The 14,187-nt window shown below is 60.6% G+C and carries 11 protein-coding genes; 5 read left to right on the top strand and 6 right to left on the bottom strand.

Annotated features, from left to right (window positions below; genetic code table 11):
• Positions 1 to 821 precede the first annotated feature (821 nt).
• The 3 genes from ACA065_RS07695 to yiaY form a co-directional block, all read right to left on the bottom strand.
• On the bottom strand, positions 822 to 1,733 hold the full coding sequence (locus ACA065_RS07695; protein ID WP_497693997.1) for a LysR family transcriptional regulator: 912 nt from the start codon (positions 1,731 to 1,733) through the stop codon (positions 822 to 824).
• Positions 1,733 to 2,407: an NAD(P)H-binding protein gene (locus ACA065_RS07690; RefSeq protein ID WP_497693996.1), complete on the bottom strand. Its 675-nt coding sequence runs from the start codon at positions 2,405 to 2,407 to the stop codon at positions 1,733 to 1,735. The genes ACA065_RS07695 and ACA065_RS07690 overlap by 1 nt, the downstream gene beginning before the upstream one ends.
• Before the next feature lie 92 nt (positions 2,408 to 2,499).
• Complete coding sequence (gene yiaY, locus ACA065_RS07685) at positions 2,500 to 3,648, bottom strand: L-threonine dehydrogenase (RefSeq protein WP_497693995.1); 1,149 nt, start codon at positions 3,646 to 3,648, stop codon at positions 2,500 to 2,502.
• A 123-nt stretch (positions 3,649 to 3,771) separates the two neighbouring features.
• Here yiaY and ACA065_RS07680 point away from each other — a divergent pair, with 123 nt between their 5' ends.
• The 5 genes from ACA065_RS07680 to ACA065_RS07660 all read left to right on the top strand — a co-directional run bounded on the left by ACA065_RS07680 (position 3,772) and on the right by ACA065_RS07660 (position 11,334).
• The gene (locus ACA065_RS07680) at positions 3,772 to 4,788 is read left to right on the top strand and encodes a DUF4917 family protein (protein WP_497693994.1); all 1,017 of its coding nucleotides are present in this window, start codon (positions 3,772 to 3,774) and stop codon (positions 4,786 to 4,788) included.
• A gap of 213 nt (positions 4,789 to 5,001) precedes the next feature.
• The gene (locus ACA065_RS07675; protein ID WP_497693993.1) at positions 5,002 to 5,541 is read left to right on the top strand and encodes an RNA polymerase sigma factor; all 540 of its coding nucleotides are present in this window, start codon (positions 5,002 to 5,004) and stop codon (positions 5,539 to 5,541) included.
• Positions 5,538 to 6,506, top strand: coding sequence for a FecR family protein (locus tag ACA065_RS07670; RefSeq protein WP_497693992.1), 969 nt, complete (start codon positions 5,538 to 5,540; stop codon positions 6,504 to 6,506). The genes ACA065_RS07675 and ACA065_RS07670 overlap by 4 nt, the downstream gene beginning before the upstream one ends.
• Before the next feature lie 128 nt (positions 6,507 to 6,634).
• Positions 6,635 to 9,193, top strand: coding sequence for a TonB-dependent receptor (locus ACA065_RS07665; protein WP_497693991.1), 2,559 nt, complete (start codon positions 6,635 to 6,637; stop codon positions 9,191 to 9,193).
• 1,241 nt (positions 9,194 to 10,434) lie between these two features.
• A complete protein-coding gene (locus ACA065_RS07660) occupies positions 10,435 to 11,334 on the top strand; it encodes a DMT family transporter (RefSeq protein ID WP_497693990.1) in 900 nt (299 codons plus the stop codon).
• A 14-nt stretch (positions 11,335 to 11,348) separates the two neighbouring features.
• On the opposite strand, the gene ACA065_RS07655 is transcribed toward ACA065_RS07660, so the two are convergent.
• The 3 genes from ACA065_RS07655 to ACA065_RS07645 form a co-directional block, all read right to left on the bottom strand.
• Positions 11,349 to 12,566 (bottom strand): class I SAM-dependent methyltransferase, encoded by a 1,218-nt coding sequence (locus ACA065_RS07655; RefSeq protein ID WP_497693989.1) that lies wholly within the window; start codon positions 12,564 to 12,566, stop codon positions 11,349 to 11,351.
• 222 nt (positions 12,567 to 12,788) lie between these two features.
• Complete coding sequence (locus ACA065_RS07650) at positions 12,789 to 13,406, bottom strand: TPM domain-containing protein (RefSeq protein ID WP_497693988.1); 618 nt, start codon at positions 13,404 to 13,406, stop codon at positions 12,789 to 12,791.
• A gap of 48 nt (positions 13,407 to 13,454) precedes the next feature.
• Positions 13,455 to 14,183 (bottom strand): TPM domain-containing protein, encoded by a 729-nt coding sequence (locus ACA065_RS07645; protein WP_497693987.1) that lies wholly within the window; start codon positions 14,181 to 14,183, stop codon positions 13,455 to 13,457.
• Positions 14,184 to 14,187 lie beyond the last annotated feature (4 nt).

Below are 14,187 nucleotides of genomic sequence, written 5' to 3'. Positions count from 1 at the left end.
GTCCTGCCGGTTTACCCCCGCTCCAAAGCCTGCGTTCGGCCAGCGTGGTTGACGGGGCGCCTAAGATCAAAATCAAGATCAAGATCTACAGCACAGCGGCCTAGTAGCCGACCTGAGTGGTTGAATCAAAAGCAAAGCCAAGGCGGCCTGACAGCCGACCTGTTTACTGAAGCTGTTCTCGGTCTAATTGTGGGAGCGGGCTTGCTCGCGAATGCGGTGTGTCAGTCAGCTTATTTGTAACTGGCCCACCGCATTCGCGAGCAAGCCCGCTCCCACATTTTGAGCTCAGTACATCAGGTAGATGTGTGTACTCGGTCAAAGGTGGGAGCTGGCTTGCCTGCGATGGCATCAACTCGGTGTACCTGATGTACCGAGGTGTCTGCATCGCAGGCAAGCCAGCTCCCACAGAAAAGCAGCTCTGCTTCTGCCCTGTTTTTGCCCTGCTTTTGCTTCAACCACTCAGGTCGGCTACTAGGCCGCCGTGCTCTTGCTTTTGATCTTGATCTGACAGGCCCCGTTAACCACGATGGCCGCACGCAGGCTTGAATCCGTGGGTAACCCGGCAGGACGCCGGGTTAGCCGCGATGGGCCAAGGATGGCCCATCGCGGCGGCCCACGGATTCAAGCCGGAGTGCGGGCACACCGAGCCTAGGCGAGGTGCCGAGTGGTGGGGCAAAGACCTTTTGGTTACTTTTGGCTGGGCCGGCATTCCGGGCGTTTGCCAAAAGTGACCCGCTGTAAGAGCGGAACCCTAAGTGGCCGTGACCGCAGCAACGGATATGTACTCAACCTACCTAAAGACCAGCCCACCAGGGTTTCCACTACACCAACGCCCGACGCAAATACTCAAACAACAACCGACTCACCGGCGACAACTGCACCTCATCACGCGCCACCAGAATCAACCGGCGATCCGACCAAGCATCCGTCAGCGGCACCGCATGCAACCCCAACGCGCGACCAAACAGTTCATAGGCCTTTTGCGGCAGGATACCGATGCCCATATTCGCCTGAACCATCCGGCACATCGCATCAAACCCCGGCACATGGATGCGCAGGCGCAGCATCTCGCCCGCCTCGCGTGCAGCGGCGTGGGTGCGCATGTTGATGGAGCTGGCGGCATGCAGGCCAACGTAATCACTGCCCAGGGTTTCGGCAAAGGCCAAAGTTGGGCGGGTGGCCAACGGATGATCCGCCGGCATCAGCACCACCAGCTTGTCGTGGCGATAGGTCACGCTGGGCAGGCCTTTAGTGTCGGTATCGCTGGAGCAAATGCCCAAATCGGCCACGCCATCCAGCACCCCCTGCACCACGCCATTGCTGGGGCGTTCTTCCAGATCAGTTTTCACCTCCGGGTGCAGCGCGGAAAAATCCCGCAGGTCTTCCGGAAGGAACTGAATAATCGCCGACAGATTGGCCAGCATGCGCACATAACCGCGCACGCCGTGGCTGTGTTCGCCCAGCTCCAGGCCCATTTTTTCGACGTTAAACAGCATCTGCCGCGCATGGTGCAACAGGGTTTCGCCCGCCGCTGTCAGCTCCATGCCCTTGGCCCGGCGCACGAACAGGCTGACGCCCAGCACCTGTTCCAGCTCCATCAGGCGCTTGCTCGCCGCCGACACCGCAATGGCTTCACGGGCCGCAGCGCGAGTCAGCGTGCCTTCCTCGAACACCGCAACGAACAGTTGCAAGGTGATCAGATCCAGGCGGCGTACCAGGCTCTTGTGCAACATCAGTGACGCTCGGCTGCCAGGCGATTGATATCGGCCTGCTCCACCACCGCGTGCGGCGCGCCATGGCGTACCGCCGCCAACATTGCCTGGCCGACGGTCTCGGTGCTCACTACCCAGCCGGGCTTAACCCGACGTACGAAAGAGAGCAACGGCCCGAGTACGGAATAGAAAGATTGGTACAGCGGCGTCTTCGAACGCACGCCATGCAACGGCTGAATCACCCCCGGCCGAAACAGGTACACCGCCTTGAACGGCAGGCGCAGCAAGGCGTTTTCGGTCTTGCCCTTGACCCGCGCCCACATTGACTTGCCCGCCTCGGAGCTATCCGTGCCGGCGCCAGACACGTAGATAAAGGTCATCTGTGGATTGAGTCGCGCCAACGTGCTCGCCGCCACCAGCGTCAGGTCGTAGGTGAGGTGGGTGTACTTGGTTTCATTCATGCCCGCCGATGAAACGCCGAGGCAAAAGAAACACGCATCAAAGCCTTGCAGCAGGTTTTCCAGCGGCTGGAAATCCAGCATGTCGCTGTGCAGCACCTGGTGCAGCTTGCCGTGCTCCTGGGTCAGGGGCGTGCGGCCAACCGCGACGACTTCCTGTACGTCAGCGGCCAGCAGGCACTCGCGCAGCACGCCCTGGCCGACCATGCCGGTGGCGCCGAATAACAGAACTCTCATTGGGGGACCTCAGCGGCAAGCCGCAAGCTTCATGCTTAAGTTAAATGCCGTTCAGCTTGTAGCTTACCGTTTGCAGCGTGCGGCTGCCCCCTTTAGAAAGCGCTACGGAATATTTCCTCAATCTGACGCTGATCCGCCCGCCGCGGATTGGTCAAGCCACAGGCATCCTTCAACGCATTGGTGGCCAGCAACGGAATGTCCTGCAACTTGGCACCCAACTCCCGCAACCCAGCCGGAATCTCAACATCCTGGGCCAGCGTGCGAATGGCAGCGATGGCAGCCTGGGCGCCCTCTTCCGGGGTAATGCCCTTGATATCGGCGCCCAACGCGCGTGCCACGTCACTCAAGCGCTTGGCGCAGACGTTAGCGTTGAAGCTTTGCACATGGGGCAGCAACACCGCGTTGCACACACCGTGGGGCAGGTCGTAGAGGCCGCCGAGTTGGTGGGCCATGGCGTGCACAAAGCCCAGGGACGCATTGTTGAACGCCATCCCGGCGAGGAACTGCGCATAGGCCATGTTTTCCCGCGCGGCCTTGTCGCTGCCATCGCGTACCGCCAGGCGCAGGTTGGCGCTGATCAACTCGATGGCCTTGATGGCGCAGGCGTCGGTAATCGGGTTGGCAGCGGTCGACACGTAGGCTTCGATGGCGTGAGTCAGGGCGTCCATACCGGTGGCGGCGGTCAGGCCCTTGGGCATGCCGACCATCAACGCCGGGTCGTTGACCGACAGCAACGGCGTGACGTTGCGGTCGACGATGGCCATTTTCACGTGACGGGTTTCGTCGGTAATGATGCAAAAGCGCGTCATCTCGCTGGCAGTGCCGGCGGTGGTGTTGATGGCCACCAGCGGCAGTTGCGGCTTGCTGGATTGGTCGACGCCTTCGTAGTCGCCGATATGCCCGCCATTGGTGGCGCACAGCGCGATGCCCTTGGCGCAGTCATGGGGCGAACCGCCACCCAGCGACACCACGAAATCGCAGGCGCTGCGCTGCAACAGCGCCAGGCCGTTCTCGACGTTTTCCACATTGGGGTTGGGCTTGGCGCCGTCGTAGATCACCGAGTCGATGTCCTGCATCGCCAGCTTCTCGGCGATCATGCTGGCCACGCCCGCCTTGGCAAGGCCGACATCGGTGACGATCAGCGCCTTGCGAAAGCCGTAGTTACGGATGGCAACCATGGCTTCGTCGAGGCAGTCGGTGCCCATGATGTTCACGGCGGGGATGAAAAAGGTGCTGCTCATGGTCAATCCTCAGAGGCGTTATACCTACAGCATCGACCTCACTTGCCTGCGGCATCTTGACCAGGATCAACGCCAGCTCGTGATAAAGTCACCACCCAGCCGAATTCGAGTAGACCCGCCGCAATGAAGGATTTCCAGGATATTGACGCCCACCTTGAAGACTGGAGCGCGCTGCGCGCCGCCATCGACTTCAGTGGGGTTCTGATCGGCAACGGCGCGAGCCGCACGATTTGGGAAGACTTTGCCTACGACTCGCTGTTCGAAAACGCGCGCACCGTCGAAGAAAAACCCCTGAGCCAATCCGAACTCAGCGTGTTCGACGCCCTGCAAACCCGCAGTTTCGAGCAAGCGCTGGGCGCGTTGAAGACCACCAGCCGGGTCAACAAGGCGCTGGCGGTCAGTTCGGCGGCGCCGCGCAATCGCTATTACGCGATCAAGGAAGCCTTGATCAATACCATCCACGCCGTGCACATTCCATGGCGGCTGGTGCAGCCGTCGACGCTGGCGACGATCAACGCGGAGCTGGCCCGCTACCCCACGGTATTCACCAGCAATTACGACCTGCTCAACTACTGGGCGATCCTGCACACGCCGGGCATCGATGACCTGTTCCGCAGCGCCGACGCCAGCTTCGACCTGCGCAACACATGCACTGACGCCACGCGCATCCTCTACCTGCACGGCGGCCTGCACTTGGTGCGCAACCTCGACGGCACCGCGCGTAAATTGCCGTCCACCGACAGCACCTTGCTCAGCAGTTTTGCGATCAATAATACAATCAAGACCTTGGACGACGTGCCGCTGTTTGTCAGCGAAGGCAAGGTGGAAGAAAAGCTCAAGACCATCCGCAGTTCGGACTATCTGTCGTTCTGTTACGAGCAATTGCTGACTCATGAGGGTGCGCTGTGCATCTTCGGCCACGACCTGGGGCCGCAGGATAAACACCTGGTGGATGCGCTTCGCCAGGCCAAACTGACCACGCTGGCGATTTCGGTGTCGGGGCGCAGCGACGGGTTTATTCGTCAGCAGAAGCGCCGGTATTCGGAGTTGTTTGAGGGCTGCGGTGTGGTGTTGAAGTTCTTTGCGGCGCGCACGCATCCGTTGGGTAATTCGGCGTTGTCCGTACCCGTCGAACGCTGACCTGTCAAACACAGAAGATCAAAATGTGGGAGCGGGCTTGCTCGCGAATACAGTGTGTCAGCCAACTTATGTGGTGCTGACACACCGAATTCGCGAGCAAGCCCGCTCCCACATTTTTTAATTGCGCAACATTCGTTACATGAAGACAAATGACAATAGTTCTCGATATCATTCACGACTTTCCTACGTCGTGCTTCGTCAAGAAGGATATCCATGTCTCGTCCCAAGCCCGACCCGTTGTCGGCCGATGCCTTTCGCGGGTTTTATGCAGATATTCTGTATTTCCTGCGCAAACGCACGGACAACGCCAGCGACGCGGCGGACATGACCCAGGATGTCTTCACCCAATGGCTGGACTACCGCGACCGGGCCAAGGTCGAGCAGCCACGGGCGTTTCTGTTCCAGATGGCGCGCAACCTGCTGCGCGATCACTGGCGTAAACAGAAGGTACGGCAGACCGTCCACTTTGACCCGGCCGCAAGGGACGCCGAGCCGGTCACCGATGAGCAAAACGAGCCCATGGCCGCCGCGCAGCGTTTGCAACGCCTGGAACAGTTGAAAGAAGTCCTCGCCGAACTCTCGCCCCGCAGGCAAGAAGCCCTTATGCTGCACCGCTTCGAAGGCCTGAGCCAGGCGCAGATCGCCGAGCGCATGGGTATTTCGACCAGCATGGTGGAAAAGCACATCGCTTTTGCCCTGCTGCATTGCAAGCGACGCCTACAACAAGAACCCGGCACGGAGCAGCCAGAATGAACCGCCTGAGCGACATCGACGCCCTGGACATCGAAGCGAGCGACTCCATCGATGCCCAAGCCGCCAGCTGGTTTGCCCGCAACTGCAGTGAAGCGGGGCGAGCCGACCGCAAGGCCTTTGCCGCCTGGCAGGCCGAGCCTGCGCATGCCCGCGCCTATGCCGAGTTCGAACAACTGTGGGCCGACCTCGGCCAATTGCAGCAACTGAACAAACCGGTGCCGCTGCCCAAGCGCAAGCCGTCCGTGTGGCGCCCGGCCATGGCCGTGGCCGCCGCGCTGGTCTGCGCCGTGCTGGCCACGCATGTCGGCGCACCTCGCGAGCTCTATCACAGCCAGGTTGCTGCGCACGCCAAAGGCATGCGCACCCTGAGCCTGCCCGATGGCAGCACCCTGTATGTGAATGCCAACACGCGCCTGCGCGTGGATTTCACGGCCCATCAACGCATCGTTCACCTGGACAAGGGCCAGGTGTACATCGAGGTCGCCGCCGACAAGGAGCGGCCACTGTACGTGCAAGCCGGCGAGGCGAATGTGCGGGTGGTTGGCACCGGTTTTGATGTTCGCCGCAGCCAGCAGCAATTGGTGGTCAGCGTTGCCCATGGCCAGGTGGCCTTCGAGCCGGACGCCAAAAGCCCGGTGGCCTTGCTCGGCGCCCAGCAACGCGCCACTTACAGCTACGCCAAGGGCACTGTGCAACAACAAACCCTCACCGCTGAGGAAGTGGCCGATTGGCGCAGCGGGCACCTGTCCTTTCGCAACCGCGACCTGGCCAGTCTGATCGATGAGCTGAGCCTCTACCGGCCCCAGGCACCGCTGCACGTCAGCAAATCTGTGGCGCAACTGAAAGTCTCGGGCAACCTCGATGTGAATGACCCGGACGCCCTGCTCAACGCCCTGCCTGCCCTGCTACCCGTGAAAACTGTGGCCTCAGCCGATGGCGTTGTAAGAATCGAACCGAACAAGTAACCCCGCCAGCCACCCACTTGAGAATATTTTGCATTCGCATGTGTGGTTTTTTTGGCCTGCCCCGTCTTCCTCCCGACTGTGTTTGATACGCACACCTTTTTGGCTACTTAGCCACCCCGGGGGATCTCATGTTTCGCGCGCCTTGCCACGCTTCGCACCTGTTTCTTCGACCGACCCTGATTGCCACCTGCATGGCGTTCAGCCTCAGCGCCCAGGCCGAGTCGTTCAAGTTGCAACTGCCCGCCCAGTCGCTGGCCACGTCCCTGAGCCAGGTGGCGCAGCAAGCGAAAATCCAGCTGCTGTTCGATGAAACACTGCTCAAGAACGTGCAAGCGCCGGCACTCAATGGCGACTTCACCCCGGAAGTGGCGATTCGCAGCCTGCTGAAAAACGGCGAGTTCACCCTGATCAAAGTCGGCACCACCTACGTGGTACGCCCCGACGAGGGCAAGACCAACCACAGCGGCGCCATCCAGCTGGACGCGCTCAGCGTGATCGGCACCGGTAACGAGGTCGATTCCGGCACCGTCAACCGCTCCACCCTGAGCCAGGCCGACATCGACCGCTACCAGTCCAATAACATCCCAAGCCTGTTGCAGACCTTGCCCGGCGTGAGCCAGGGCGGTTCGCTGAAACCTGGCGGGCAGACCATCAATATCCGTGGTTTCGGCGATGCCGAAGACGTGCCGATTACCGTCGACGGCGCCACCAAAAGTGGCTTTGAGCGCTACCAACAAGGCACGGTGTTTATCGAGCCCGAGCTGATCAAGAGCATTGAGGTCGAGAAAGGCCCCAACTCGCCGTTTACCGGCAACGGCGGTTTTGGCGGCACGGTGAACATGACCACCAAGGATGCCCCGGACCTGCTCAAAGACGGGCGCAACAGCGGCGCGATGCTCAAATACGGTTACTCCAGCAACGACCACGAACAGGTTTACAGCGGTGCCGTGTATGGCCGCACCGACGACGGCCGCTTCGACGCCCTGGCCTACCTGACCCAACGCGACGGCGGCGACATGAAGGTGGCCGCCAAGCTGCCCAACGAAAACAACGAGTACCCGATCAACCCCCAGCGCCTGCCCAACAGCGCCCAGGATGTGGACGGCAAGCTGTTCAAGGTCAACGCGCACCTGACCGATGAACACAGTGTCGGGTTTTCTTACTCGCGCTCTCACAGTAACCGCTGGACACCGTTTTCCGCCGCCAGCTACCCGACGCCGCCGACCCAGGCCAACATCAACCGTTATGGCTACGAAGGCGCGTTGACGCGTTTTTTAGCCCAGCGCGACACCGTCGACACTACCTGGTCGGGCAAGTATGAATACCAGCCCCTGGACAACCCGCTGGTGGACCTGACCGTCAAATATTCCCAGTCCAACACCGACCAGACCGACGAGCGCAACGCCACCGCGTTTTTCCAGCTGGCTACGGGTGGGCGCCAGATGGACACGTCCTACACCGACAAGAACCTCGACATCCGTAACGTCAGCCTGTTTGACACCGGCCCCTTGCAGCATGCGGTGACCGTAGGCGGGCAGATCCGCAAACACATCCGCGAAACCGAAATGTGGATGCCCGGTTCCACCTACAACACCGCACGCTACAACTACGGGCATTTCCAACCAGGCTTCATGCCTCACGGCAAGGTCGATACCAACAGCTTCTTTGTCCAGGATGCGGTCACGGTGGGCGATGTGACCATCACGCCGTCCCTGCGCTACGACCATGTGCGCAACCGCGGCGAAGGTAACGATGCGCCGTACTACAACAACCCCGACCCGGCCGTTGGCCACGATTACAGCGACCGCACCTACACCGGTTGGTCGCCGCGCCTGGCGCTGTTCTGGAACGTCACGCCGAACCTGGGGCTGTTCGCCAACTGGAGCAAAACCTGGCGCGCGCCGGTCATCGACGAACAGTATGAAGTGCAAGGCCTGGGCAGCCGCACCGCCACCAGCGTCGACCTCGACCCCGAGCGCATCACCTCGATCACCGTGGGCAGCGTCGTCAGCTTCGATAACCTGATCGCCCAGGACGACAACCTGCAAGTGCGCACCACCTTGTTCCACAACAAAGTCGAAGACGAAATCTTCAAGGCCACCGGCGTCGGCTGCCAGAACCAGGCGATCAATGGCGGCACGATTTCCAGCGCTTGCCCACCGGGGGCGATGGCCAACTACCGCAACATCGGCGGCCTGACCATCAACGGCTTCGAGCTGGAATCGTTCTACAACTCCACCTACCTGTTCGGCTCGGTGTCGTTCGCCTATGCCAAAGGTGACCACGAAGGCGCCTACACCAACCCCTGGGGCCCGGACGTGGCGGCACGTGATATTCCCCCGACCAAATGGGTGCTGGTCCTGGGCACCAATATTCCGGCCTGGGATGCCCAGGTGGGCTGGATGGGCCAGTTCATCGGCGCGACCGACCGCTTGCCCAGCGACAAATACTCCGGCGGCCCGGGCAGCAGCGTGGGCGATTTGTTCTATGACCAGTACGGTAACAAGCGCTACAACACCCAAGGCCTGTTCGCCAAATGGAAACCGCAACAGGCTTACCTGAAAGGCACCGAGGTGAACTTCACCGTGGACAACCTGTTCAACAACAACTTCCGCCCGGCCCTAAGCGGCGATCGGGCCTATACCAAAGGCCGTGATGCGAAGATCAGCGTCACGCGGTTCTTCTGAGGTTGGCACGGTCAATGTGGGAGCTGGCTTGCCTGCGATGGCATCACCTCGGTTTGGGTAGACTGAGTACATATCCGTTGCTGCGGTAACGGCGGCTTAGGGTTCCGCTCTTACAGCGGGTCACTTTTGTAAAGACACAAAAGTAACCAAAAAGTCTTTGCCCCACCACTCGGTGCCTCGCCTAGGCTCGGCATGCCCGCACGCAGGCTTGAATCCGTGGGCCGCCGCGATGGGCCATCCTTGGCCCAGCGCGGCTAACCCGGCGTCCTGCCGGGTTACCCACGGATTCAAGCCTGCGTTCGGCCATCGTGGTTAACGGGGCCTGTCAGATCAAGATCAAAAGCAAGAGCACGGCGGCCTAGTAGCCGACCTGAGTGGTTGAAGCAAAAGCAGGGCAAAAACAGGGCAGAAGCAGAGCTGCTTTTCTGTGGGAGCTGGCTTGCCTGCGATGCAGACACCTCGGTACATCAGGCATACCCAGGTGATGCTTTCGCAGGCAAGCCAGCTCCCACATTTGACCGAGTACACACATCTACCTGATGTACTGAGCTCAAAATGTGGGAGCGGGCTTGCTCGCGAATGCGGTGGGCCAGTTACAAATAAGCTGACTGATACACTGCCATCGGGAGCAAGTCGAACCGTCGCACCGCCCCTCCCACAATTCAACCGAGTTCAGCTTCAGTAAACAGGTCGGCTGTCAGGCCGCCTCGCTTTCGCTTTTGATCTAACCACTCAGGTCGGCTACTAGGCCGCCGTGCTGTAGATCTTGATCTTGATTTTGATCTTAGGCGCCCCGTCAACCACGCTGGCCGAACGCAGGCTTTGGAGCGGGGGTAAACCGGCAGGACGCCGGTTTAGCCGCGCTGGGCCAAGGATGGCCCATCGCGGCGGCCCCCGCTCCAAAGCCTGTGTGAGGGCACACCGAGCCGGAGGCGAGGTGCCGAGTGGTGGGGCAAGAGCCTTTTGGTTACTTTTGGGCTCTTTTCAAAAGTGACCCGCTGTAAGAGCGGAACCAATCCAAGCCATCACCCAAATAACGGATATGTACCCAGCGCCCCCCACGACAACCACAGCACCCAACCCATAAAAAGATGTGTAGATACCCATGGCCATCGCAGGCAAGCCAGCTCCCACACGACCTCAACTGTACGGATAAATCCGCACACATCTGTAGGCCCCCAATTGCAGGGGGTTGTGGCTAGATGGGCTTCCCTTGAAGCCCTCTAGTTTCGGTCCCCATCATGAGTTCGCGCGAAAACACCGGCATGGCCCTCGGCCTGCTGGGCGTCATCATCTTCAGCCTGACCCTGCCCTTCACCCGCATCGTCGTGCAAGAAATCCACCCATTGCTCAACGGCCTGGGCCGCGCCTTGTTCGCGGCAGTCCCGGCGGCGGCGCTGTTGCTGTGGCGCCGCGAGCGCTGGCCAACCTGGCGGCAAGTGCGCGGTTTGTGCCTGGTGATCGCAGGCGTGATCCTCGGCTTCCCGGTGCTCTCGGCCTGGGCCATGCAAACCTTGCCGGCCTCCCATGGCGCGTTGGTCAACGGCCTGCAGCCACTGTGCGTGGCGCTGTACGCGGCATGGCTGTCCCACGAGCGGCCATCCAAAGCCTTCTGGGCCTGTGCGGCGCTGGGCAGTGCATTGGTGTTGAGTTACGCGTTGATCAGCGGCGCCGGCAGTATCCAGGCGGGTGATTTGTTGATGCTCGGCGCGATTGCCGTGGGTGGCCTGGGCTACGCCGAAGGCGGCCGGTTAGCCAAGGAGATGGGCGGCTGGCAGGTGATCTGCTGGGCGCTGGTGCTGTCGACGCCGCTGTTGATCGGCCCGGTGTGGTACTTGGCGGCGCAGCACCAAGGCGCGATTTCCATGCGCACCTGGTGGGCGTTCGGTTATGTGTCGCTGTTCTCGCAGTTCCTGGGATTCTTCGCCTGGTACGCCGGGTTGGCCATGGGCGGGATTGCCCGGGTCAGCCAGATTCAGCTGCTGCAGATCTTCTTCACCATCGCATTTTCGGCGTTGTTCTTTGGTGAACATATCGAGCCGATTACCTGGCTGTTTGCCTGTGGTGTGATCGTGACGGTGATGCTGGGGCGCAAGACCGCGGTGCAGCCTGCGCCAATAGTAAAGGCTGGCTCAATCTAATGTGGGGTCTGTGTTCAGTTCAAGAGCCCATCCGTGCGTAGCAAGGTTTCCAGGCAGTGCTCGCTGATCTGGTAGAACGCCTTCAGCGCCTGAATTTTCTCCAGCAACTGCGCATTGTCCAACGGCTCTTTGCGCTTGACCGCGAGGATCATCTTGTTCTTGTTGGTATGTTCCAACGAGATGAACTCGAACACTTTGGTTTCATAACCGCAGGCTTCGAGGTACAACGCGCGCAAGCTGTCGGTGAGCATTTCCGCCTGCTGGCCCAGGTGCAGGCCGTATTGCAGCATCGGCTTGAGCAGCGCCGGGCTCTGGATCTGCAGGCGAATCTGTTTGTGGCAGCACGGCGAGCACATGATGATCGACGCGCCGGAGCGGATGCCGGTGTGGATCGCGTAATCGGTCGCAATGTCACAGGCATGCAGCGCGATCATCACGTCCAAGTCACTGGGCGCCACACTGCGCACGTCACCGCACTTGAACACCAGCCCCGGGTGTTCCAGGCGGGCGGCGGCGGTGTTGCACAGGGTCACCATGTCTTCGCGCAGTTCCACGCCGGTCACTTCGCCCTCGGCCTTGAGGGTGTTGCGCAGGTAATCGTGAATAGCGAAGGTCAGGTAACCCTTGCCCGAACCAAAGTCGGCGACGCGTACCGGCTGGTCCAGCTTAAGCGGCGACGACGTCAACGCATGGCTGAACACTTCGATGAACTTGTTGATCTGCTTCCACTTGCGCGACATCGACGGGATCAGCGCCTGCTTGGCATCCGTTACGCCAAGGTCAGCCAGGAACGGCCGGCTCAGGTCGAGGAAGCGATTTTTCTCACGGTTGTGCTCGGCGGATGGCGCCTCACGCAGTTGCTGTGGCTTGCTTTTGAACAACGAGCTTTTGTTCTTCTTGCTGTATTCCAGCTGGGCTTCGTCGGTCAGCGACAGCAAGTGCGCGTTCTTGAACGACGCGGGCAGCAACTCGGCAATCGTTGCCACGCCGTCGGCCAGGGGCAAGTTCTTGGTGATGTCACGGGTCTTGTAGCGGTAGACAAAGGACAGGCACGGCTGCTCCTTGACCTCTACCTGCTTGATGATCAGCCGTTGCAGCTCGGCTTCCTCACCAACGTACTTGGCCAGCACCAGCTTGATAAACGCATGCTGCGCCAGGCTTGCGCTCAGCAGTTCAATGAACTGGGCGTGATGATCCGGCGCAGGGCGGGCAGGTTGAGCGGTGGCAGACATGAACAAAAACGCCTCGGGCTGGGAATGCCGGGCATTTTAGGGGGGATAGTGGTTAAGGGCACGGGGTTATTTGATCAACGGTCAAATCTAACGGCAACCGCAGAACCCAATGTGGGAGCGGGCTTGCTCGCGAAGGCGGAGTGTCAGCCAACACACTCGGCGATTGATCCACCGCTTTCGCGAGCAAGCCCGCTCCCACATTTTGGTCGTGTGTGGCCCAGGTTATTCGAGTACGACCAGGCGATTGGGCAATTCATTACGCGTTTGAGTCACCGGCACATGCACCTTCAGCAACTCGCCACACGCCTCAATACACGCAATAAACCCCGCCAACGTCTGCCCTTGTTTCACCTGCTGGGTAAACGCCTTGACGATGCCATCCCAACTGCTGTTATCCAGCCGTTTGGAAATACCCTCGTCCACCAGGATTTCCACATAGCGCTCCGCCTCACTGACAAAAATCAGCACGCCCGTACCGCCCACCGTGTGGTGCAGGTTCTGCTCCAGAAACTGCCGACGTGCCAGGTTGGACGCGCGCCAATGCCGCACCGAACGCGGGATCAAGCGAGTGGTGACCTTGGGCAGACGAAACACCAGGCACAGCACGATAAACGTCGCCCACTGCGCCAACAGCAAGGTGTACATGGTCAGGTAGCCCGACAAGTAATGCACCACGCCGGGCACCACCAGGGCAATCAGGCTGGCCCACAGCAGCGGGATGTAGGCGTAATCGTCGGCACGGGCCGCCAACACCGTCACCAGTTCGGCGTCGGTGGTTTTTTCGACGCGGGCAATCGCTTCGGCGACTTGGCGCTGCTCGTGCTCACTCAGTAATGCCATGGTTGTAGATGCCCCTTTCTAGTTATTGTCATTACCCGCCGCACTTCATTACCAGCCACCTGAGGCACCACCGCCGCCGAAACCACCGCCGCCGCCTCTGAAGCCACCACCGCCGCCTCCCCCGCCGCCACCGCGCCCACTGCTGCTGAGAATAGCCAGCAAAATAGCGCCAACCGGCAGGCCCAGGCGATTGCACAGCCACAACACGCCAATCAGCAGAATGAACAAGCCGATGGAGAACCCAGGGTTATCCTTGGCGAAATTCGCATCCGCCACATGGGCGGGCACCGCCAGCGGCTCGCCGCCCACCACCTGCACCATCGCCGCAACGCCGTCGCTGATGCCCTGGCTGAAATTACCGGCCTTGAACTTGGGCGCGATCACCTGGTTGATGATCACCCACGACTGCGCATCGGTCAGCACACCTTCAAGGCCATAGCCGACTTCGATGCGCAATTTGTGCTCATCGCGGGCGACGATCAACAACGCACCGTTGTCCTTGCCTTTCTGGCCGATGCCCCACTGGCGACCCAATTGGTAACCGTAGTCCTCAATAGGCACGCCTTGCAGGTCGGGCACGGTGACCACCACGATCTGGTCGCCCGAGGTTTGCTCCAGCGCCTGCAATTGCTGGGTAATCTGCGCACGTACCGCCGGGTCGATCATCTGGGCGGTGTCCACCACCCGTCCGGTCAATGGCGGGAACGTCAGCGCGGCCTGGGCCGCACCGACGCAGGCCAGCAACCACAGCGCCAAGCCTATCCGTAATAAACGCATCGAC

Source organism: Pseudomonas sp. LBUM1640 (assembly GCF_059716225.1).
Note: the sequence above shows the minus strand (reverse complement) of the source record. Positions and strands in the feature narration are given on the sequence as shown.